At 70.5% G+C, this 19460-nt stretch carries 14 protein-coding genes; 7 read left to right on the forward strand and 7 right to left on the reverse strand.

Annotation, left to right across the window (positions count from 1 at the left end; translation table 11 throughout):
• Positions 1–170 precede the first annotated feature (170 nt).
• From ACIOHC_RS21540 to ACIOHC_RS21555, 4 genes are all read right to left on the reverse strand, one after another.
• Positions 171–4001 carry a multifunctional oxoglutarate decarboxylase/oxoglutarate dehydrogenase thiamine pyrophosphate-binding subunit/dihydrolipoyllysine-residue succinyltransferase subunit gene (locus ACIOHC_RS21540; RefSeq protein WP_401843560.1) on the reverse strand — a complete coding sequence of 1277 codons (3831 nt, stop codon included), beginning with the start codon at positions 3999–4001 and terminating at the stop codon, positions 171–173.
• Positions 4002–4258: 257 nt separating this feature from the next.
• The gene (locus ACIOHC_RS21545; protein ID WP_351077904.1) at positions 4259–5335 is read right to left on the reverse strand and encodes a HAMP domain-containing sensor histidine kinase; all 1077 of its coding nucleotides are present in this window, start codon (positions 5333–5335) and stop codon (positions 4259–4261) included.
• Complete coding sequence (locus tag ACIOHC_RS21550; protein WP_014154105.1) at positions 5332–6069, reverse strand: response regulator transcription factor; 738 nt, start codon at positions 6067–6069, stop codon at positions 5332–5334. Before ACIOHC_RS21550 ends, ACIOHC_RS21545 begins: the two co-directional genes overlap by 4 nt.
• A gap of 220 nt (positions 6070–6289) precedes the next feature.
• Positions 6290–6985, reverse strand: a complete 696-nt coding sequence (locus ACIOHC_RS21555) for a spermidine synthase (protein ID WP_351077900.1) — start codon at positions 6983–6985, stop codon at positions 6290–6292.
• Positions 6986–7329: 344 nt separating this feature from the next.
• Here ACIOHC_RS21555 and ACIOHC_RS21560 point away from each other — a divergent pair, with 344 nt between their 5' ends.
• Both ACIOHC_RS21560 and lon read left to right on the forward strand, forming a co-directional pair.
• Complete coding sequence (locus ACIOHC_RS21560; RefSeq protein WP_401843563.1) at positions 7330–8193, forward strand: rhomboid-like protein; 864 nt, start codon at positions 7330–7332, stop codon at positions 8191–8193.
• Positions 8194–8487: 294 nt separating this feature from the next.
• Entirely contained in the window at positions 8488–10911 is a 2424-nt protein-coding gene (lon, locus tag ACIOHC_RS21565; protein WP_401843565.1) for an endopeptidase La, read from the forward strand.
• Positions 10912–11139: 228 nt separating this feature from the next.
• Here lon and ACIOHC_RS21570 read toward each other — a convergent pair whose 3' ends face one another.
• Both ACIOHC_RS21570 and ACIOHC_RS21575 read right to left on the reverse strand, forming a co-directional pair.
• The gene (locus ACIOHC_RS21570) at positions 11140–11898 is read right to left on the reverse strand and encodes a polysaccharide deacetylase family protein (protein WP_401843736.1); all 759 of its coding nucleotides are present in this window, start codon (positions 11896–11898) and stop codon (positions 11140–11142) included.
• 226 nt (positions 11899–12124) lie between these two features.
• The gene (locus ACIOHC_RS21575) at positions 12125–12982 is read right to left on the reverse strand and encodes a lysozyme (protein ID WP_351077873.1); all 858 of its coding nucleotides are present in this window, start codon (positions 12980–12982) and stop codon (positions 12125–12127) included.
• A 228-nt stretch (positions 12983–13210) separates the two neighbouring features.
• Here ACIOHC_RS21575 and ACIOHC_RS21580 point away from each other — a divergent pair, with 228 nt between their 5' ends.
• The gene (locus tag ACIOHC_RS21580; protein WP_401843568.1) at positions 13211–13708 is read left to right on the forward strand and encodes a MarR family winged helix-turn-helix transcriptional regulator; all 498 of its coding nucleotides are present in this window, start codon (positions 13211–13213) and stop codon (positions 13706–13708) included.
• A gap of 48 nt (positions 13709–13756) precedes the next feature.
• On the opposite strand, the gene ACIOHC_RS21585 is transcribed toward ACIOHC_RS21580, so the two are convergent.
• On the reverse strand, positions 13757–14542 hold the full coding sequence (locus ACIOHC_RS21585) for a hypothetical protein (RefSeq protein WP_351077871.1): 786 nt from the start codon (positions 14540–14542) through the stop codon (positions 13757–13759).
• Between the two features lie 364 nt (positions 14543–14906).
• Here ACIOHC_RS21585 and ACIOHC_RS21590 point away from each other — a divergent pair, with 364 nt between their 5' ends.
• The 4 genes from ACIOHC_RS21590 to ACIOHC_RS21605 are packed head-to-tail and all read left to right on the forward strand — an operon-like array spanning position 14907 to position 19369.
• On the forward strand, positions 14907–17852 hold the full coding sequence (locus ACIOHC_RS21590) for a nitrate- and nitrite sensing domain-containing protein (RefSeq protein WP_401843570.1): 2946 nt from the start codon (positions 14907–14909) through the stop codon (positions 17850–17852).
• Positions 17849–18328 (forward strand): roadblock/LC7 domain-containing protein, encoded by a 480-nt coding sequence (locus tag ACIOHC_RS21595; protein ID WP_351077866.1) that lies wholly within the window; start codon positions 17849–17851, stop codon positions 18326–18328. Before ACIOHC_RS21590 ends, ACIOHC_RS21595 begins: the two co-directional genes overlap by 4 nt.
• Complete coding sequence (locus ACIOHC_RS21600; RefSeq protein WP_351077864.1) at positions 18325–18738, forward strand: DUF742 domain-containing protein; 414 nt, start codon at positions 18325–18327, stop codon at positions 18736–18738. The genes ACIOHC_RS21595 and ACIOHC_RS21600 overlap by 4 nt, the downstream gene beginning before the upstream one ends.
• Complete coding sequence (locus ACIOHC_RS21605; protein ID WP_365690109.1) at positions 18719–19369, forward strand: ATP/GTP-binding protein; 651 nt, start codon at positions 18719–18721, stop codon at positions 19367–19369. The genes ACIOHC_RS21600 and ACIOHC_RS21605 overlap by 20 nt, the downstream gene beginning before the upstream one ends.
• The last annotated feature ends 91 nt before the right edge of the window (positions 19370–19460 follow it).

Raw genomic sequence — 19460 nt, forward strand, 5'->3', positions numbered from 1 at the left:
GTCGGGTGACCTCCGACCGGGCGGACGCGGTCCGAGGTCACCCGACAGGCTCTGGGACGGGGCGCTGCCCGCGCACCGGCGGCGCCCGTACAGCGCCGACCGCACACCGAAGGGCGGCCCGGTCCCGCGAGCAATTCGCGGGACCGGGCCCTGGTTCGTACAGCAGCGGGTCAGGCGTCGAAGACCTCGGCGACCAGCTGGGCCTGCTCGGCCTGGTGGCGCTTGGCGGAGCCCACCGCCGGGGACGAGCTGTGCGGCCGCGAGATGCGGCGCAGACGCTCACCGTGCGGGACGTCGGCGCCGACGGCCAGGTCCAGGTGGTCGATCAGGTTCAGGGCGATGAACGGCCAGGCGCCCTGGTTGGCCGGCTCCTCCTGGGTCCAGAGGTACTTCTCGGCGTTCGGGTACTTGGCGATCTCGGCCTGCAGCTCGGCACCCGGCAGCGGGTACAGGCGCTCCAGACGGATGATCGCGGTGTCCGTGACGCCACGCTTCGTACGCTCGGCCTCCAGGTCGTAGTAGACCTTGCCGGCGCAGAAGACGACCTTGCGGACGTCGTCCGCGTTCACCGAGTCGTCGCCGATCACCGGGCGGAAGCCGCCGGTGGTGAACTCCTCCACCTTCGACGCGGCCGCCTTGAGGCGGAGCATCGACTTCGGGGTGAAGACGATCAGCGGCTTGTGGTGCGGGTTGTGCACCTGCCACCGCAGGAGGTGGAAGTAGTTCGACGGCAGGGTCGGCATGGCGACCGTCATGTTGTTCTGCGCGCACAGCGTGAGGAAGCGCTCCGGGCGGGCGGACGAGTGGTCCGGGCCCTGGCCCTCGTAACCGTGCGGCAGCAGCAGCGTGACGCCGGAGGTCTGACCCCACTTCTGCTCGGCCGAGGAGATGAACTCGTCGACGACGGTCTGCGCGCCGTTGACGAAGTCACCGAACTGGGCCTCCCAGATGACCAGCGACTCCGGACGGGCCAGCGAGTAGCCGTACTCGAAGCCCATCGCCGCGTACTCGCTGAGCAGCGAGTCGTAGACGTTGTAACGGGCCTGGTCGTCGGAGAGGTAGAGCAGCGGGGTGTAGTCCTCGCCGGTCACCTGGTCGACGAGGACCGCGTGGCGCTGGCCGAAGGTGCCGCGGCGGGTGTCCTGGCCGGCGAGCCGGACCGGGGTGCCCTCCATCAGCAGCGAACCGATGGCCAGGGTCTCGCCCATGCCCCAGTCGATCGTGCCGTTCTCCACCGAGGCCGCGCGACGCTGCATCTGCGGCATCAGACGGGGGTGGACGGTGATCCGCTCGGGGATGTTGACCTGCGACTCCGCGATGACCTTCACGACCTCCTGGGAGACCGCGGTGGTCACGGTGACCGGGAACTCGGGCTGGACCTCGGGGGTGTGCGTCGGAGCCGGCAGCGAGGTGGCCTCGCGGACCTCCGCGAAGACCTTCTCCAGCTGGCCCTGGAAGTCCTGGAGCGCCTGTTCGGCCTCTTCCAGCGTGATGTCGCCGCGACCGATGAGGGACTCGGTGTAGAGCTTGCGCACCGAGCGCTTCTTGTCGATCAGGGTGTACATCTGCGGGTTGGTGAACTCGGGGTTGTCGCCCTCGTTGTGACCGCGGCGGCGGTAGCAGATGAGGTCGATCACGACGTCCTTGTTGAACGCCTGCCGGAACTCGAAGGCCAGCCGTGCGACGCGGACGACGGCCTCGGGGTCGTCACCGTTGACGTGGATGATCGGCGCCTCGATCATGCGCGCCACGTCGGTGGCGTACATCGAGGAGCGCGAGGACTCCGGGGCGGCGGTGAAGCCGACCTGGTTGTTGATCACCACGTGCACGGTGCCGCCGGTGCGGTAGCCGCGCAGCTGCGACATGTTGAGCGTCTCGGCGACGACGCCCTGGCCGGCGAAGGCCGCGTCGCCGTGGAGCGCGACCGGCAGGACCGTGAAGTCCGTGCCGCCCTTGTTGATGATGTCCTGCTTGGCGCGGGCGATGCCCTCCAGGACCGGGTCGACCGCCTCCAGGTGCGAGGGGTTGGCGGCCAGCGAGACCTTGATCTGCTCGCCGTCCAGACCGGTGAAGGTGCCCTCGGCGCCCAGGTGGTACTTCACGTCGCCGGAGCCGTGCATCGACCGGGGGTCGAGGTTCCCCTCGAACTCGCGGAAGATCTGCGCGTACGACTTGCCGACGATGTTCGCCAGCACGTTCAGCCGGCCGCGGTGGGCCATGCCGATGACGACCTCGTCGAGGCGGGCCTCCGCCGCGGAGTCGATGACCGCGTCGAGCAGCGGGATGACGGACTCGCCGCCCTCCAGCGAGAACCGCTTCTGGCCGACGTACTTGGTCTGCAGGAACGTCTCGAACGCCTCGGCGGCGTTGAGGCGGCGCAGGATGCGCAGCTGCTCCTCGCGCTCGGGCTGCTGGGCGCGCGGGCGCTCCACCCGGTCCTGGAGCCACTTGCGCTGCTTCGGGTCCTGGATGTGCATGAACTCGATGCCGGTGGTGCGGCAGTACGACTCACGCAGCACACCGAGGATGTCGCGGAGCTTCATCATCGACTTGCCGGCGAAACCGCCGACCGCGAAGTCCCGCTCCAGGTCCCACAGGGTCAGGCCGTGCTCGGTGATGTCCAGGTCGGGGTGCTTGCGCTGGCGGTACTCCAACGGGTCGGTGTCGGCCATGACATGGCCGCGGACCCGGTAGGAGTGGATCAGCTCGAAGACCCGCGCGGCCTTGGTCACGTCGTTGTCGTGCGAGGCGTCGATGTCCGTGAGCCAGCGGACCGGCTCGTACGGGATGCGCAGCGACTTGAAGATCTCGTCGTAGAACTCGTTCTCGCCGAGCAGGAGCTGGGCGACGATCCGCAGGAACTCGCCGGAGGCGGCGCCCTGGATCACCCGGTGGTCGTACGTCGAGGTCAGCGTCATGACCTTGGAGATGCCCAGCTTGTTCAGGGTGTCCTGGGAGGTGCCCTGGAACTCGGCCGGGTAGTCCATCGCGCCGACGCCCATGATGAGGCCCTGTCCGGGCATCAGGCGGGGCACCGAGTGCACGGTGCCGATGCCGCCGGGGTTGGTCAGCGAGGCGGTGACGCCGGTGAAGTCGTCCATGCCGAGCTTGCCGTTGCGGGCGCGGCGGACGATGTCCTCGTACGCCTGCCAGAACTCGAAGAAGTTGAGCGTCTCGGCCTTCTTGATGGCCGCGACGACCAGCTGGCGGTCGCCGTTCGGCTTCACCAGGTCGATGGCCAGACCGAGGTTGACGTGCTCCGGCTTGACCAGGGTCGGCTTGCCGTCCTTCAGCGCGAAGGAGTGGTTCATCGTCGGCATGGCCTTGAGGGCCTGCACCATCGCGTACCCGATGAGGTGCGTGAAGGAGATCTTCCCGCCCCGGGCGCGCTTGAGGTGGTTGTTGATGACGATGCGGTTGTCGAAGAGCAGCTTCACCGGAACGGCGCGGACGGACGTGGCCGTCGGCAGCTCCAGCGAGGCGTTCATGTTCTTCGCGACGGCGGCCGACGGGCCGCGCAGCGTCACGTACTCGGGGCCGGCCGGGGCCTCGGTGGCCGGTGCCGCCGCGGGCTTGGCCGGGGTCTCGGCAGCCTTCGCGGCCGGGGCCGGCGCGGCCTTCGCCGGGGCTGCCGGAGCAGCGGCGGCGGGAGCGGCCTGTGCGGGCGCCGGGGCCGCGGGTGCGGTGGCCTTCGTGGCCGGAGCCGGGACCTGCGCCGGGGTGGCCTGGGGCGCGGCTGCCGGTGCGGCGGCGGCCGGGGTCACCGCAGCCCCCGCGGCTGCGGCGCCGGGAACGGGCTTGTCCGCCGTGCCGGACGTACCCGGCTTGTAGTCGGCGAAGAAGTCCCACCAGGCGCGATCGACCGAGTTGGGATCCTGGAGGTACTGCTGGTAGATCTCGTCGACGAGCCACTCATTGGGGCCGAAAGCCGCGGCCGGGTCGGTACCCGGGCCGGCTTGGTCGGTCGAGATGCTCGAGTTACTGGGGGACTGAGACGACACGGCGGCAACCGCCCTCTTCCGCTTCACAAGGTGATGGACAGCGGAAATCAAGGCTACGCCTCCCCAGCCGTTCCATGCAGGCCGGGCCGCCCTTCGTCGCGCAAGTCACATCGGAAGGCGGGTTTCGGCGCAGGAAATGGCGGGAAACAAGCATGGTTCCGCCTCACTCCGGGTACGCGGGGCCGCGGCTACGACCCCTTGGACCGTACCCATGGAAGAGAACACGTAGAACGTGCCCTTCCGGTTCGAACCCTATGTCAACCTCGCGGTTGCGGGATCCCCGGAAGAGTGACCTGGATGCGGCACCCGCGAGCGGATTCGGCCACACCGATCCGCCCGCCGTGCAGATCCACCGCCCAGCGGGCGATCGCCAGGCCAAGACCCGTACCGCCGTCGCTGCCGGGACCGTGCGGGGACGGCACCTCGCCGCGGTTGAAACGCTCGAAGACCCGGTGCCGCTCGGACTCCGGGATGCCCGGACCCTCGTCGACCACCTCCAGCGCCAGGGACTCCGGCCCGGCGCCCCGCCGGGCCAGCACCGTGACCCGGCCGTGCGGCGGGCTGTGCTTGACAGCGTTGTCGACCAGATTGGCCACCACCTGGTGCAGCCGTTCCGCGTCCGCGTGCGCGGTCAGCTCGGGCGGCGACACGTCCAGATGCAGATGCACGTCCGTGCGGGTGTGGTTCCCTGAGCCGGAGGGCAGCCGGCGGTGCGAGGCGGCGAGATTCGCCTCCTTCAGCACACCCGACAGATACGGCCACACCTCGAAGCGGCGGGCCTTCAGCGTGACCACCCCGTTGTCCAGGCGGGACAGGTCCAGCAGTGTCTCCACCAGCCTGCCGAGCCGCTCGGTCTGTTTCAGCGCCGTGCGCATCGTCTCGGGATCGGCCGAGGACACCCCGTCCACGACGTTCTCCAGTACGGCTCTCAGCGCCGCGATGGGCGTCCGAAGCTCGTGCGACACATTGGCCACCAGCTCCTTGCGGTGCCGGTCCACGGCCTCCAGGTCGTCCGCCATGCGGTTGATCGTCTGGGCCAGGTCGCCGAGTTCGTCACGCCGGTCGGCGCCGCTCACCCGTCTGGTGTAGTCGCCGTGCGAGATGGACCGGGCCACGGTCGTCATCTCGTCCAGCGGTGCGGTGAGGCCGTGCGCCACGAACTGGGTGATCAGCAGGGTCGCGATCACCGAGAACACCGTGATGAAGCGCAGCTCGGTCCTGGTGCGCAGGGCCACCATCAGCAGCCCGGTGGTGATGAACACCGACACCACCACGAGCGTGCCCAGCTTGGCCTTGACCGAGAAGGGACGCAGTCCGGAACCGGGCCGGGTCATGGCGCAGGGGTCTCCAGGGCGTAGCCGACACCGTGCACGGTACGGATCCGCTCCGCACCGATCTTCCGGCGCAGCGCCTTGATGTGGCTGTCGACCGTACGGGTGCCGGAGGCGTCCGCCCAGTCCCAGACCTCGGCCAGCAGTTGCTCCCGGGAGAGCACCGCGCGCGGTGTGTTGGCCAGGCAGACCAGCAGGTCGAACTCGGTCGGCGTGAGATGGACGTCGTCGGCGCGCACCCGGACCCGGCGCTGCGCGTGATCGATCTCCAGCTCGCCGAGGCGCAGTATGCCGCTGCGCGGTGTGACCGCGGCCAGCGCCGCGCGCTCGACCCGGCGCAGCAGGACGTGCACCCGGGCCGCCAGCTCACGCATCGAGAACGGCTTGGTCATGTAGTCGTCGGCGCCGACCCCGAGGCCGACCAGCATGTCGGTCTCGTCGTCCCTGGCGGTCAGCATCAGCACCGGCACCGGCCGCTGGGCCTGCACGCGACGGCAGACCTCCAGTCCGTCGAAGCCGGGGAGCATGATGTCGAGCACCATCAGATCGGGCTGCCACGCCTCGGCCGCATCCACGGCCGCGGGCCCGTCGAGTGCGGTCTGCACCAGAAAGCCCTCGGCCCGCAGCCGGGCGGAAATGGCATCGACGATCGTGGCGTCGTCCTCGACCACCAGCACCCGGCGCTGCGCGCCCGGGGTGGCCGCGACACCGTTGTGGGTGGTGTGTGTCTGTTCCATCGCCCCGCCCCTGCCCGCCCTCACGGGGGCCATTCCCCCGGACGCGCGGTCTTCGCTTGTGGATGTCATGGGTGATCCCGTCACCGGTCAGCAGCGTAAAGGCAGCGGACCGCTCTCGGCTACGCAGGGTGTAACGGCTTCGGTGCAATGAAAGTGGCGGAGTGTCGGCCTTGTGGCGCTTGGCCCCGGGCGTCCGGGGGGCGCGGACACCCGGTGGGCGTCATCGGTCTGTCCGAAGTGCGAGATGAACCACGTCCGGAACACCTCGGGCAACGCTGACCTCTTCGGTTCTTACCCCACTGAATCCGGCATTCCGCAAGGCCTGTTCGAACTCGGCGGACGGTTGTGCGGACCACACTGCGAGAACGCCGCCGGGTGTCAGCCGCTCCCGGCAGTCCGCCAGGCCGGCGGGGGAGTACAGGCTGGTGTTGTCCTCGGTGACGGTCCAGTCGGGCCCGTTGTCGATGTCCAGGCACAGGGCGTCATAACGGTCCGTAGTCGTGTGCAGGTACGAGACGAGATCCGTCGTCAGGATCGCGGTCCGCGGATCGGCGAGCGCCGCCCCGGAGATCGCGGCCAGCGGTCCCTCCCGGTGCCAGTCCACGATCGCCTGCTCCCGCTCGACGACGGCGATCCGCCCCCACCGCGGCTCGTCGGCGGCCCGGACGAGAGAGAAGCCGACCCCGAGACCCCCGATGAGTACCGACGGGGCCGTCCGCCCGGCGGGCAGAGCGGCCAGCGCCGCATCGATCAGCAGCCGCTCGGAACGCCCGTCCGAGGTGTCCATCAGGAAGCACCCGTTGGCGATGATCTCGAAGTCGTCGCCCCGCTCCCGCAGCACGACCTCGCCGTACGGGCCTTCACGGCGGTCGAGTGTGACAGGGGCGAGGGCGTCGGGGCCGTGGATGTCGGGCATGGTGCGGATCTCCGGTGCGTGGCGGACACGGTCCCCGCCATCCTGTCCGGTCGACGCGGTCGGCGGCCAGCGTATTGCCGAGGGGTGCGCCGGTGGGGCGCCGCTCCGGGACGGCGCCGGTGGGGCGCCGCTCCGGGACTCGGGGGCGCGCCGTCGAGGAACGTGTCCCTCGGGGAGCGTAAGCGCATATAAGAGGACGGAAGAATGGTGTGGCCGGCACCCGGCGCGAAGGGATGGCCCGTTTTCGGCCACCTCATGTGGCTCACGCCATGGACGACGTGGGGGACGATCGCGGAGGGTAGGACGTTGTTCTGGGGGGCTTGTACGGGAAGGGGCCTCGCGCGGTGCATCAGGGTACGGACAGAGCGGCTGGCGAGGAACACCACGAGGCGCTACCGCTCGACGCCATACCGCGTCAGCGCCGCAAGGGAGAGGGCGCCCCTCCTCCGGCCCGGCAGGCCCCGAAGGCCCGCGATGCGCGCAAGGCCCGCGAGGCCCGCGAGGCGCGCAAGGCGCGCCGTCGGCTGCGGCTGCTGCCGACACCCACCGGCACCCCGTTCACCTTCGGCTATCTGCTGGTGCTCGTCGGTACGTCCCTCTTCATGGAGTTCGCCGACCAGGACACCGTCTTCGCGTTCCTGCGCGCGTCGAGCACGGATGTCGCGCATCTCGGCGAGACCCCGCTGCTCGTCCTGGCCGCCAGCGCCCTCTGGGTCGTCGGCGGGCTCACCTCGCCGTACGTCATCGGCTTCGCTCTCGTGCTGACCGCCCTGGAGCGTCGCATCGGGGGGTGGCGCACCGCCGGGGTGTTCCTGCTCGGCCATGTCGTGGCGACGCTTGCCACGGAGATCCCGGTCGGGCTGTCCGTGGTGGCCGGTCACCTGCCGGAGTCCTCGCTGCACCGGCTCGACTACGGCATCAGCTTCGGGCTGATGGCGAGCGTGGGCGCCCTCGCCGGGCTGCTCGTGCCGTGGCTGCGGGTGGTGGTGCTCGGCGGCGTCGGCGCGATGCTGCTGCAGGATCTGTTCGAGCTGAGCAGCCCCCTCACCGACTGGGGGCATCCGCTGGCGCTGCTGCTGGGTGTGGCCTGCTGGCCGCTGCTGCGCCGGGTCGTCGCGGCCAGGGGCGTGGTGATCGGGGGCGCGGGGCCTTCTCACCGTGCGCCGCGAGGTATTCGGCTGCCGGCCAGGGCGCCGGATCGTCGATGAGTATCGCCAGGACGGCCGGATCGGCGCAGGGCGTGCGGCCCGTGTGCGCGGCCACCCGCATCTGCAGGCGGCCCGGCCGGAGCGCCGACGGGGCAATCGACGACCTCCCATGGGACTGAAGCGGAGGGCCGCGAGGTTCACCATGTACAGGCCCGCGACCGGGACGGGCCCGCCCGATCCGTGCGCGGCGAGTGCCTCTCGGTGATCGCTCACAGCGAACGTGCCCCGGGGAACAATGGGCGGCTCAGGAGCATTGAGTCTTCATAGCTCAACTTGACTGCTGAAGGGGAGATCATGGCTACCGAGTCCAATGCGGTCACTCCGCTCGCCCTGCCTGTGCTGCCGCTCGACGACGAAGTCGTGCTGCCCGGGATGGTGGTGCCTCTGGACCTGTCCGACGCCGATGTGCGCGCCGCCGTGGAGGCCGCGCAGGCCGCGGCCCGCGAGGGCGGCGGCAAGCCCGAGGTGCTTCTGGTGCCGCGGATCGACGGGACGTACACCGGCACCGGCGTCATCGGCACCGTCGAGCAGGTCGGACGGCTTTCGGACGGAGATCCGGGCGCGCTCATCCGCGGCCGTGGCCGGGTACGGATCGGGGCCGGGACCAGCGGGCCGGGGGCCGCGCTCTGGGTGGAGGGGACCCGGGTCGACGCGGTCGTCCCCGACCCGCTCCCCGGAGCCGCGGCCGAGCTGGTCAAGGAGTACAAGGCACTCGCCACCAGCTGGCTGAAGAAGCGCGGGGCCTGGCAGGTCGTGGACCGGGTCCAGCAGATCGAGGACATCTCCGCGCTCGCCGACAATTCCGGATACTCACCCTTCCTCACCACTGCCCAGAAGGTGCAGCTCCTGGAGACCGTGGACGCGGTCGCCCGGTTGAAGCTCGCCATCCAGTGGCTGGGCGAGCACCTCGCCGAGCAGGACGTCGCCGAGTCCATCGCCAAGGACGTCCAGGAGGGCGTCGACAAGCAGCAGCGCGAATTCCTGCTGCGGCGCCAGCTCGAAGCCGTACGCAAGGAGCTCTCCGAGCTCAACGGGGATCCGGGGGACGAGTCCGACGACTACCGGGCGCGCGTCGAGGCCGCCGATCTTCCCGAGCACGTCCGCGAGGCGGCGCTGAAGGAGGTCGACAAGCTGGAACGTTCGTCCGACCAGAGCCCCGAGGGCTCCTGGATCAGGACCTGGCTCGACACCGTCCTCGAACTGCCCTGGACGGAACGGACCGAGGACGCGTACGACATCCGGGGCGCCCAGGAGATCCTCGACGCCGAGCACGCGGGCCTGCAGGACGTGAAGGAGCGGATCACCGAGTACCTGGCGGTCCGCAAGCGGCGTTCCGACCGCGGCCTCGGCGTCGTCGGCGGGCGGCGCGGCGGTGCCGTGCTGGCGTTGGTGGGTCCTCCGGGCGTGGGCAAGACCTCGCTCGGCGAGTCCGTCGCGCACGCCATGGGACGCAAGTTCGTCCGCGTCGCGCTCGGCGGTGTGCGGGACGAGGCGGAGATCCGCGGCCACCGGCGTACCTACGTCGGCGCCCTGCCGGGGCGTATCGTGCGGGCCGTCAAGGAGGCCGGTTCGATGAACCCGGTCGTCCTGCTCGACGAGATCGACAAGGTCGGCTCGGACTTCCGGGGCGACCCGGCCGCCGCCCTCCTCGAAGTCCTCGACCCGGCCCAGAACCACACCTTCCGCGACCATTACCTGGAGGTCGAACTCGACCTCAGCGACGTCGTGTTCCTGGCCACCGCCAATGTGCTCGAAGCCATCCCGGAAGCCCTGCTGGACCGGATGGAACTGGTTCGGCTCGACGGCTACACCGAGGACGAGAAGGTCGTCATCGCCCGCGACCACCTGCTCCCGCGCCAGCTGGAGCGGGCCGGTCTGGAGAAGGGCGAGGTGACGCTCGACGAGTCCGCGCTGCGCAAGCTGGCCGGCGAGTACACCCGTGAAGCGGGCGTACGGAACCTGGAGCGGGCCGTCGCCCGGCTGCTCCGCAAGGTCGCGGCCCAGCACGAACTGGGCGAGCGGGAGCTTCCGTTCACGGTCGCCGAAGCGGATCTGCGCGGCCTGATCGGACGGCCGCACCACGTCCCCGAGTCCGCCCAGGACCCGGCCGAGCGCCGGACCTCGGTGCCGGGCGTGGCCACCGGGCTCGCGGTGACCGGAGCGGGCGGCGACGTGCTGTTCGTGGAGGCGTCGTTGGCCGACCCGGAGACCGGGGCTTCCGGACTGACCCTGACCGGTCAGCTCGGCGACGTGATGAAGGAGTCCGCGCAGATCGCGCTGAGCTTCCTGCGGTCGCACGGCGCGGAACTGGAACTGCCGGTCGCGGACCTGAAGGACCGCGGCGTGCACATCCACTTCCCCGCGGGCGCGGTCCCCAAGGACGGCCCGAGCGCCGGTATCACGATGACGACCGCACTGGCCTCGCTGCTCTCCGGACGGCTGGTCCGCACGGATGTGGCGATGACCGGTGAGGTCTCGCTGACCGGACGGGTGCTGCCGATCGGCGGCCTGAAGCAGAAGCTGCTGGCCGCGCACCGGGCCGGGATCACCACCGTGGTGATCCCGAAGCGGAACGAGGCCGACCTGGACGATGTTCCGGCCGAGGTCCTGGACACCCTGGAGGTCCACCCGGTGACGGACGTCCGCCAGGTGCTGGAGATCGCCCTCGCGCCGGCCTCCGCGGTCAGGCCCGAGGAGAGGATCCCGGCCGCGGCGTAGCCGCCACGGCGTGACGGACGTGGCACCACGTGCGCGACCGGTACGGACGGCCCGCCTCCCCGGCAACGGGTGGGCGGGCCGTTCCGCGTGTGCCGGCGGGTCGGCCCGCGGAGGCCGCACGGCGAGCGGCGCACCGAAGGCCCGACGGCCGGCGACTTCCCCCGCGGCGCACGCCGGTATGGGCGTCGGCGCGGGTGCGGCTGGTGGGCCCCGTCGGCCGACAGGCTCTCAGGGGCGGTAGATCGTCCCCGGGACGGGCTCGGCGGGCGCCATCAGCTGCGGGACGGTGACAAAGGTGTAGCCCTGCTTCTTCAGCGCGTCGATGATGCCGGGCACCGCGGGCACCGTCCCCTTGTAGATGTCGTGCAGCAGGATGATGCCGTCCTTGCTCGCCTGGTCCAGGATGCGCTTCTTGATCAGCGCCGAGTCGGTGGTGGAGTAGTCCTTGGCAGTGGCGCTCCACAGGATCTGGGAGAGCCCCAGGTCCTTGCTGATCCCCGAGACGGTGTCGTCGGTACGGCCCTGCGGCGGGCGCATCAGCCGCGGCTTCTTGCCGGTGATCTCCGCTATCGCGTCCTGTGTCTTCTCCAGCTCGGCGCGTATCTCGGCGGGCTTCTTGTCCGTCAGGATCTCGTGGGACCAGGTGTGGTTGGCCACCTCGTGCCCCTCGGCCGCGAGCCTGCGCACGGTGTCGGGGTGCTTCTTGACGTGGTTCTTGCCCAGCAGGAAGAAGGTCGCGTGCACCTTCTTCTCCTTGAGGACGTCCAGCAGGTGCGGGGTGTCCTCGCCCGGTCCCGCATCGAAGGTCAGCGCTATGCACTTGGCCTTGCGGCAGTCCACCGGGCCGAAGGAGCCCTTGGCGTCGGAACCCGCGTCGCCACGCGCCGAGGCCGGTGCGGTGGTCTGCATGGAGCAGCCGCTGAGCATCAGGGTGAGCGCCGTCACAAGGGCAGCGGCCAACCCCGCACCGATCGACTTCGTCTTCATGGGCAAGGCGGGTCACTCCTCCGTGGCTGAACAGGTCGCACGATGTGCGGCGGAGAAGGACTATACACACGGCGTATACACCGGATTCATAGGGGTGCCCGGCGCCCGCTCGGGGGCCGAATGGCCCGGTCATGGGTGCGAACAGGGTGGAGCCCCCGGTGATTGGGTGGGTCACCGGGGGCTCGGTCGTGCGAAGCGGTGTGCCGCGCGGCAGCGGCCGGCCGGCTCAGCCGTTGGCGAGGGCCTGTACGCGGTCGAGCGCGCCGTTGAAGTGGCTGTGGTCGCCGACGTACGGGCCGGACGAGGTGTACTGCCACATCGTGTAGTAGCCCCAGCCGGCCGGGAGTTCGCCGACCGTGCTGTTGTACCGGGCCACCCACAGCGGGTTGGTGGCGCCGAAGCTCGCGTTGTTCCCGGTGCAGGTCTGCCACCAGCTGGTCGCGGTGTAAATGACCGCGTCGCGTCCGGTGCGCGCCTTGTAGGTGTTCACGAAGTCACGGATCCAGGACACCATGGCGGCCTGGCTCAGGCCGTAGCACTGGGCGCCGTACGGGTTCCACTCGATGTCGAGCGCGCCCGGCAGGGTCTTGCCGTCCTTGGACCAGCCGCCCCCGTGGTCCACGAAGTAGTTGGCCTGGACGGCGCCGCTCGTGGTGTTCGGGGTGGCGAAGTGGTACGAGCCCCGGATCATGCCGACGTTGTACGAGCCGTTGTACTGCTGGGCGAAGTACGGGTTCGTGTAGTAAGTGCCTTCGGTGGCCTTGGTGTAGGCCCACTTCACGCCGCTGTTCCAGAGGGTCGGCCAGTCGACGTTGCCCTGGTAGCTGGCGACGTCCACGCCTTCGGTCTGGGCGGCGAGGGTGTTGCGCGGCAGTCCGCCCTGGCCGTCGTGGGCGGCGACGCCCATGCCCATCGTGGCCGTGCCCCGTGCGGGCTTCTTGGCCGCGACGGCGGAGTCGTGGGTGCCCGCGGCGCTCGCCGCGCCGGGCAGGGTGAGGAGGAGGGAAAGGGCTGCGAGCAGGGTTCCGGCCGCCGCGAAGCGCGAGCGGCGGGACGTTCCGGATCCGGATCTGAGCACGGGCATGTGAGTGCCTCCGAGGCCTTGGTGGGGGGGACGCGCTGATCCCAGGGGGGCGCCGGGCGCACCCCTGTCGGCATGCCATGGTGTGGACATGCCATACATGACGCTACGCACGTAGACCTGTGCTGCGGAAGAGGGCCTGGGCGCCGCCGTTGGTCTACGCCTGCGAAATACTGGCCAAGCTGCGGCGATGACCAGCGGCGAAAGAAACTTTCAGCGGCAGGAAAGCTTATGAGGGGTGTTGACGTGCACGGGAGCGAAAGCGGTAGTGAACCCGGCGCGACCGGAGAAAGTGGTGTGGACCACGCATTCCTGGCCCTGGAGAGGGAGTTGGCCGTCTTTCTGCGGCGGGCGCGGGCCAACTCCGGGGAAATGGCGCGCGAGGTACACCCTGAACTGGAGGCCGCCGCGTACGGACTTCTCGTCCGGCTGGAGTCGGCCGGACGGCAACGGGCCACCGATCTGGCCGCCTACTTCGGCGTCGGCAAGGCGACCATGAGTCGTCAACTCCGCGCCCTGGAAGACCTCGGACTGGTGGCGCGCGAGCCCGACCCGGCGGACGGCCGCGCCTATCTCGTCCACCTCACCGCCGAGGGGCTGGCCCGCTATCGCAGCGTCCGCGACGCCCGCCGCGAGCGCTATGTGCGCAAGCTCGCCGACTGGGACCGGGTCGAGGTGGCCGAACTGGCCCGGCTGTTGCATCACCTGAACGCCCGCGCCGAGGGCTGACATCCGCACCGGCCCGCTCCGGGCGGCACGCCCCGTCCCGGTACGGCGTCACAGCACCGCGTAGACCGCCGTCGCGTCGTCGTGGGTCTTGCTGCGGCGCAGGCGCGTGCGCTCCGTGTCCGCGTCCTCCAGGGCCCGGACGCGGTCGACCAACCCCTGCGTCCCCTCCTTGCGGAGCACCCCGAGGCAGTCCGCCCAGTCGCCTTCGCGGAACATCTCGGTCCAGCGAGCCGCCCCGTCGGTCAGTGCGGCGAGCGCCCGCACCCGGCCGATGGGGGTGCGCCCGGTGACCGCACGGGCCGCCACGGACGGGTCCGCGGCGGCGGTGAAGAAGCCGCCCTCCTTGTTCCGTGCCTGTGCGTCGGCGATCGCCTCGTCGGCGAGCGTGCCCGGTGGCAGGCGGTCCAGTCGGTCGTCGAGCAGGGGGCGCACGCTTCCGTCGGGAGCCTCGAACAGCAGGACGGAATCGGACAGTACGAGGTGCTCGATCTCGCGTTCGTCCCAGCGCGCCATGACGACCGTCGCCTGCGGTGTTCGCACGTGAGAAAGGTCACACAGGGAGCGGTGCGCGTCGGCGGTGCGTCGAATGGACTCGGCCAGGATCTCCTGGAGGGTCAGGCCTCGCCGCGAACCGGACAGTTCGACCAGCGCGCCGCCGAGCCGTGCGGTGAACCACGGCACCGAGTGCACACAACCGTCGTCGCTCCTCGGCGGGGTCACCCCGTCGAGCAGGACCAGCGCCCCGCCCTGGCCCGAAGCGGGGACTGTCGTGGCCGCCCAGTCCTCGTTCGGGCGGTCGGGGCTGCCGGCGGCGGTGGCGAGTTCGATGCGCATGCGGTCAGTCTGCACGATGTCTTCACGGGCCCTGCATGGATCAGAATTGGCCTGTACCACCAGGTCAGGCGGGTGTCCCGAGCGGAAGGAATGGCTCCGGGCGGCGTGCGGGCGGGCATCCTGCCAAAGCCGGGGCGGAAGTTCCAGCCGAAGCTCCAGGTGTGCCGCACGCGCCTCGGGGGGAGACTTGTTCGTCAACTCCGGAGTGATGTTCACTCGTTCAGGTGGCGGAGTGGTTGATGCGCGCCCCCCTCTCAAAAGCACTGGAATGGTCAGAAGCCGTACAGGGGTCGGGGCGCTCGTTCACATGTGATCGTGCGTCACCTCTGCTTCAAGGGCGGACGAGTCAAGATTGCGAGCACCGGTGCAGAAGAAGCGGCCTCGGAGCAAGGGCAGCAAGCACAGCGGTTCCGGGGTGACGCCACCGGTACCCGCCGAGAGCGAGGGCACCCGGCGCACCGTGCGCGTACGCAGCCGGCTGGTCGCCGGTGTCGCGGTGGTCGGTATCACCGTCATCGCCGCGGGCGCGCCCGCGGCCCTCAGCGCCTCCTCGGACCTGAACGAGTCGCAGCGGCTGGTCACCCTCGCCGAGCTGAACCAGCAGGCCATCGCACTCGCCCACGCCCTCGCGGACGAGCGTGACGAGGTCACCGCCTACATCGCGGCCGGCCGTGACGAGCAGTCCGGCCCGGCGGCGAAGGGCAAGGGCGACTCCGGCAGCCGGAGCGCCCGCGTCGATCAGCAGGTGGACGAGATCAGGGACGCGGCCCCGGCCGCGCTGCGCCGCGATCTCTCGACCATCCCCTCGCTGCGCCGCGACGCGCTCAGCGGCAAGGGCTCGGCACTGCAGGCCCATCAGGCGTACACCGAGGTCATCACCAAGCTCCACGACCTCGCCGACGAACTCGCCGAGAAGACCCCGCCACGCGCCGCCGGGGCCACCCGCGCGCCGCTCGCGCTCGGCCGGGCCACCGAGCAGGCCTCCGCCACCCGCGGGCTGCTGCTCGCCGCGCTCTCCGTGCCCCGTCCCGTCACGACCCCGCAGATCGACCCGATCACCGGACTGCCCGTCCAAACCCAGGACCAGGGCAGCAGCAAGGACGACCGCACCCGTGACGAGCTGAGCGCCGCCGCCCAGCAGGCCCGCGTCGGCGAACTCGCCTCGCTCGCCGACTTCGACCAGGCCGCGGGCACCACCGCCCGCGACAAGCTGTCGTCCACCGTCACCGGCCCCGAGGTCGACAGCGCGGAGAAGTACCTCAACTCCCTCACCGACCGCCCCGAGCTGTCCGCATCCGACCAGCAGACCAACAGCAAGAAGGTCGCGGCGGCGCTCTCCGCCCGGATCGACCGGATGCGGGGCGTCGAGTCCGCCCTCGGCACCGCACAGGTCCAGCGCCTGGAGGAACTGCGCGACGACGACGTCACCGCGCTCGAACTGCGGATCGCGCTGCTCGGCGGCTGTCTGCTGATCGCCGTCGGCGTCTCCACCGCCGTGGCCCGCACCCTCACGCAGCCGCTCGCCGTCCTGCGGATCGGTGCCGCCCGCCTCGTCGCCGAGCCCGACAACGCCGAACCGATCCGCTACACCGGCCGCAACGACGAGTTCGCCCAGGTCGTGCGGTCCATCAACGCCCTGCACGGCAAGCTGCACGGCCTGCTCCACCAGTTCAACGGCCGCTTCGAGAGCCTGCAGAACGAGCGCGCCGAGCTGATCGCCGGACGCGAGGCCCTCACCGTCCAGCGCGCCGAGCTCCAGGTCCTGACCGCCGACCTGACGGCCCAGCTGGAGCGGCTGAAGAACACGGTCCACCACACCTTCGTCAACCTCTCCCTGCGCACCCTCGGCCTCGTCGAGCGTCAGCTCGGCGTCATCGAGAGCCTGGAGGAGAAGGAGCACGACCCGGACCGGCTGGCCACGCTCTTCAAGCTCGACCACATGGCCACGGTCATGCGCCGGCACAGCGAGAACATGCTGGTACTCGCGGGCGCCGAGCACGGACACGGGCACGCGGGTCCGATCCCGCTGGTCGATGTGGCGCGCGCGGCCGTTTCCGAGATCGAGCGGTACGAGCGGGTCACCATCCAGTCCCTGCCGCCGCACGCCCAGATCGCCGGTTTCGCCGCCGACGACCTCAGCCACCTCATCGCCGAACTCCTGGAGAACGCCACCTCCTTCTCGCCGCCGGACTCCCATGTCCAGCTCTCCGGCTGGCTGCTGGAGACGGGTGAGGTGATGCTCTCCGTCCAGGACGAGGGCATCGGGATGTCGGCCGTACGGATGGGCGAGCTCAACGCCCGGCTCGGCGACCCGACGCTCTTCGACATGGGTGAGGGGGACGACAAGGGGGCGCCCGGGGCCGGACTCGGCCTCCAGGTCACCTCGCTGCTGGCCGCGCGCCACGGCGTACGGGTCCAGCTGCGCGACCACAAGGGCAGCGGGGTCACGGCCGTCGTCGTCCTGCCCAAGGTCCTGCTGCCGAAGGCACCCCCGGCCGCCACACCGCCGCCGGTGACGGTACCCGGGGAAGCGCCCGCGCTGAATCTGCCGGGGTCGGTCGCCGAAGCCAACTCCAACGCCCTGCCGACGCGTACGCTCGCCCTGCCCGGCGACCCGCTGATCGCTGCGGCCGAGCAGACGATCCGCGAGTCCGGGGCCGCTGTCGAGCCCGAGGCCGGGCCCCAGCCCGGACAGGCGGCGGACGCCGTGCCCGCTCCGGCCGCCGCCGAGACCGAGGCCGAGACCACGATGCAGGTCCGGCTCCCGGTGGCGCCGGAAATCGCGGACGGCCCCGAGCCCACGACGCCGGTCCCGTACGTCATCGGTCCCGACCGCCATGAGCGCACCGTCGACGAGTCCGCGGAGCCCCGTACCGCCCCGGAGCCCGCGGCACACACCGCACCGGTCCCCGCGCCCGGCCCGGAGCCGTACACCGCTCCGGCCCCCGCGCCCGTCGCCGACGCCCTGCCGGGCCCCCGGCAGCCGGAGCAGCAGGAGCGCATCACGGACAAGGGGCTGCCCAAGCGCACTCCCAAGGTCGTGAAGCCCGCCACGGCACCCGCCTCCGAGCGCAAGGGCAGCCTGGACAAGGAGGCCCTGCGCCGTCGGCTCGGCGGCTTCCACCAGGGAGCGAAGGACGGCCGCCGGGACGTCGAGGCGGAAATCGCCGAGATGACGGCGACCCAACCGTTCCCCGGAACCGCCGTACACGCCGGACGCCCCGCACATACCGACCACAGTGACCCGGCCGACCGCAATGACGGCCGAACCGATGAGACGGGGGACACAGTCGAGGAGGCACGCAGTTGACTGCGCCCAGCACATTCGGGCTGAGTACCGAGGCCCGGAACCTTCACTGGTTGCTCAGCAATTTGGTGGAGGAGGTGCCAGGGGTCCACTCGGTCACCGTCGTCTCGTCCGACGGACTGATGCTGCTCTCCTCCGACCCCGGCCACCAGACCGCCCGCGTCACCGGTCGGCAGGACGGTCCCAGGGGCTCCAGCGCCGACCTGGCGACCATCGTCTCCGGCATCGGCAGCCTCACCTCCGGCGCCGCCAAGCTGATGGACGGCGGTGGCGTCAAGCAGACCATGGTCGCCATGGACGAGGGCAGCGTCTTCGTCATGTCGATCAGCGACGGCTCGCTGCTCGGTGTGCACGCCACCCCGGACTGCGACATGAGCGTCATCGCGTACCACATGGCGCTCTTCGTCGGCCGAGCCGGACACGTACTCACCCCCGAACTCCGCAGTGAACTGCGCAAATCGATGGAGAGCACCCAGTGACGTCCGCTGCTGAACCCGCCCGCAGGCTGCCCGTCCGCGGGTCCGACCGAAGGCCCGCACGGGTCCGCCCGTACTCCCTCACCGGCGGCCGTACCCGCTTCGGCCACGTCCTGCTCGTCGAGACGTTCGTCGCCGCGCTCGAAGCACCCGAGGAACGCCGTGAACTGACCAACGGCAACCTGGCCACCCGCGTCATGCCGGAGCTCCAGGCCATCGTCGAACTCTGCCGCCGGATGCGTACGGTCGCGGAGATCTCCGCCCTGTTGAAGATGCCGCTCGGTGTGGTCCGGGTGCTGCTCAGCGACTTGGCCGACCAGGGAAAGATCCGCGTGTACGGGACCGGTCACGGCACCGGCCAGCCCGACCGCGCACTGCTCGAAAGGGTGCTCAATGGACTCCGCCGTCTCTGAGTCGCCACTCTTCGCCCCGCGCCAGCCCGGGGCCAAGGACCAGGCCGAAGAATCGCTGCAGGCCTGGCAGTTGGATCACACCAGGGCTCCCATCGCCACGAAGATCGTGGTCGCGGGCGGGTTCGGCGTGGGCAAGACGACCTTCGTGGGGTCGGTCTCCGAGATCACTCCGCTGCAGACCGAAGCGATGATGACGCAGGCCAGCGAGGAGACCGACGATCTCACCGCGACGCCCGACAAGGTCACCACGACCGTCGCGATGGACTTCGGCAGGCTCACGCTCGACGACGACCTCGTGCTGTACGTGTTCGGCACACCGGGCCAGCAGCGTTTCTGGTTCATGTGGGACGACCTGGTGCGCGGCGCCATCGGCGCGGTCGTGCTCGCCGACACCCGGCGGCTCGCGGACTGCTTCCCCGCGCTCGACTACTTCGAGAGCTGCGGACTGCCGTACATCGTCGCCGTCAACCACTTCGAGGGCACACCGGGGTACGAGGCCGAGGACGTCCGGGAGGCCCTGACCGTACCTCCGCACGTACCAATTGTGATCATGGACGCGCGTAACAGGATCACTGTCGTCGAGTCGCTGTTGGCCCTCGTCGGTCACGCCCTCGACGCCACCCCGGCCTAAGGGCCTTTCGTTCGGATCGGGCCGGACCGGTGAGCGGTGCACACGAGCCCGGCGTGATCCAATCGAGAGGCCCTGGGAGCGCGCCGAAGCG

This window comes from Streptomyces sp. NPDC088252 (assembly GCF_044740965.1).
Classification (GTDB): Bacteria; Actinomycetota; Actinomycetes; order Streptomycetales; family Streptomycetaceae; genus Streptomyces.

Excerpts from the sequence above, each read along its gene's own strand:
- ACIOHC_RS21545 (WP_351077904.1), bottom strand. The coding sequence starts at position 5,335 with ATGACCCGGCCCGGTTCCGGACTGCGTCCCTTCTCGGTCAAGGCCAAG.
- ACIOHC_RS21550 (WP_014154105.1), bottom strand. The coding sequence starts at position 6,069 with ATGGAACAGACACACACCACCCACAACGGTGTCGCGGCCACCCCGGGC.
- ACIOHC_RS21555 (WP_351077900.1), bottom strand. The coding sequence starts at position 6,985 with ATGCCCGACATCCACGGCCCCGACGCCCTCGCCCCTGTCACACTCGAC.
- lon (WP_401843565.1), top strand. The coding sequence starts at position 8,488 with ATGGCTACCGAGTCCAATGCGGTCACTCCGCTCGCCCTGCCTGTGCTG.
- ACIOHC_RS21570 (WP_401843736.1), bottom strand. The coding sequence starts at position 11,898 with ATGAAGACGAAGTCGATCGGTGCGGGGTTGGCCGCTGCCCTTGTGACG.
- ACIOHC_RS21575 (WP_351077873.1), bottom strand. The coding sequence starts at position 12,982 with ATGCCCGTGCTCAGATCCGGATCCGGAACGTCCCGCCGCTCGCGCTTC.
- ACIOHC_RS21580 (WP_401843568.1), top strand. The coding sequence starts at position 13,211 with ATGAGGGGTGTTGACGTGCACGGGAGCGAAAGCGGTAGTGAACCCGGC.
- ACIOHC_RS21585 (WP_351077871.1), bottom strand. The coding sequence starts at position 14,542 with ATGCGCATCGAACTCGCCACCGCCGCCGGCAGCCCCGACCGCCCGAAC.
- ACIOHC_RS21605 (WP_365690109.1), top strand. The coding sequence starts at position 18,719 with ATGGACTCCGCCGTCTCTGAGTCGCCACTCTTCGCCCCGCGCCAGCCC.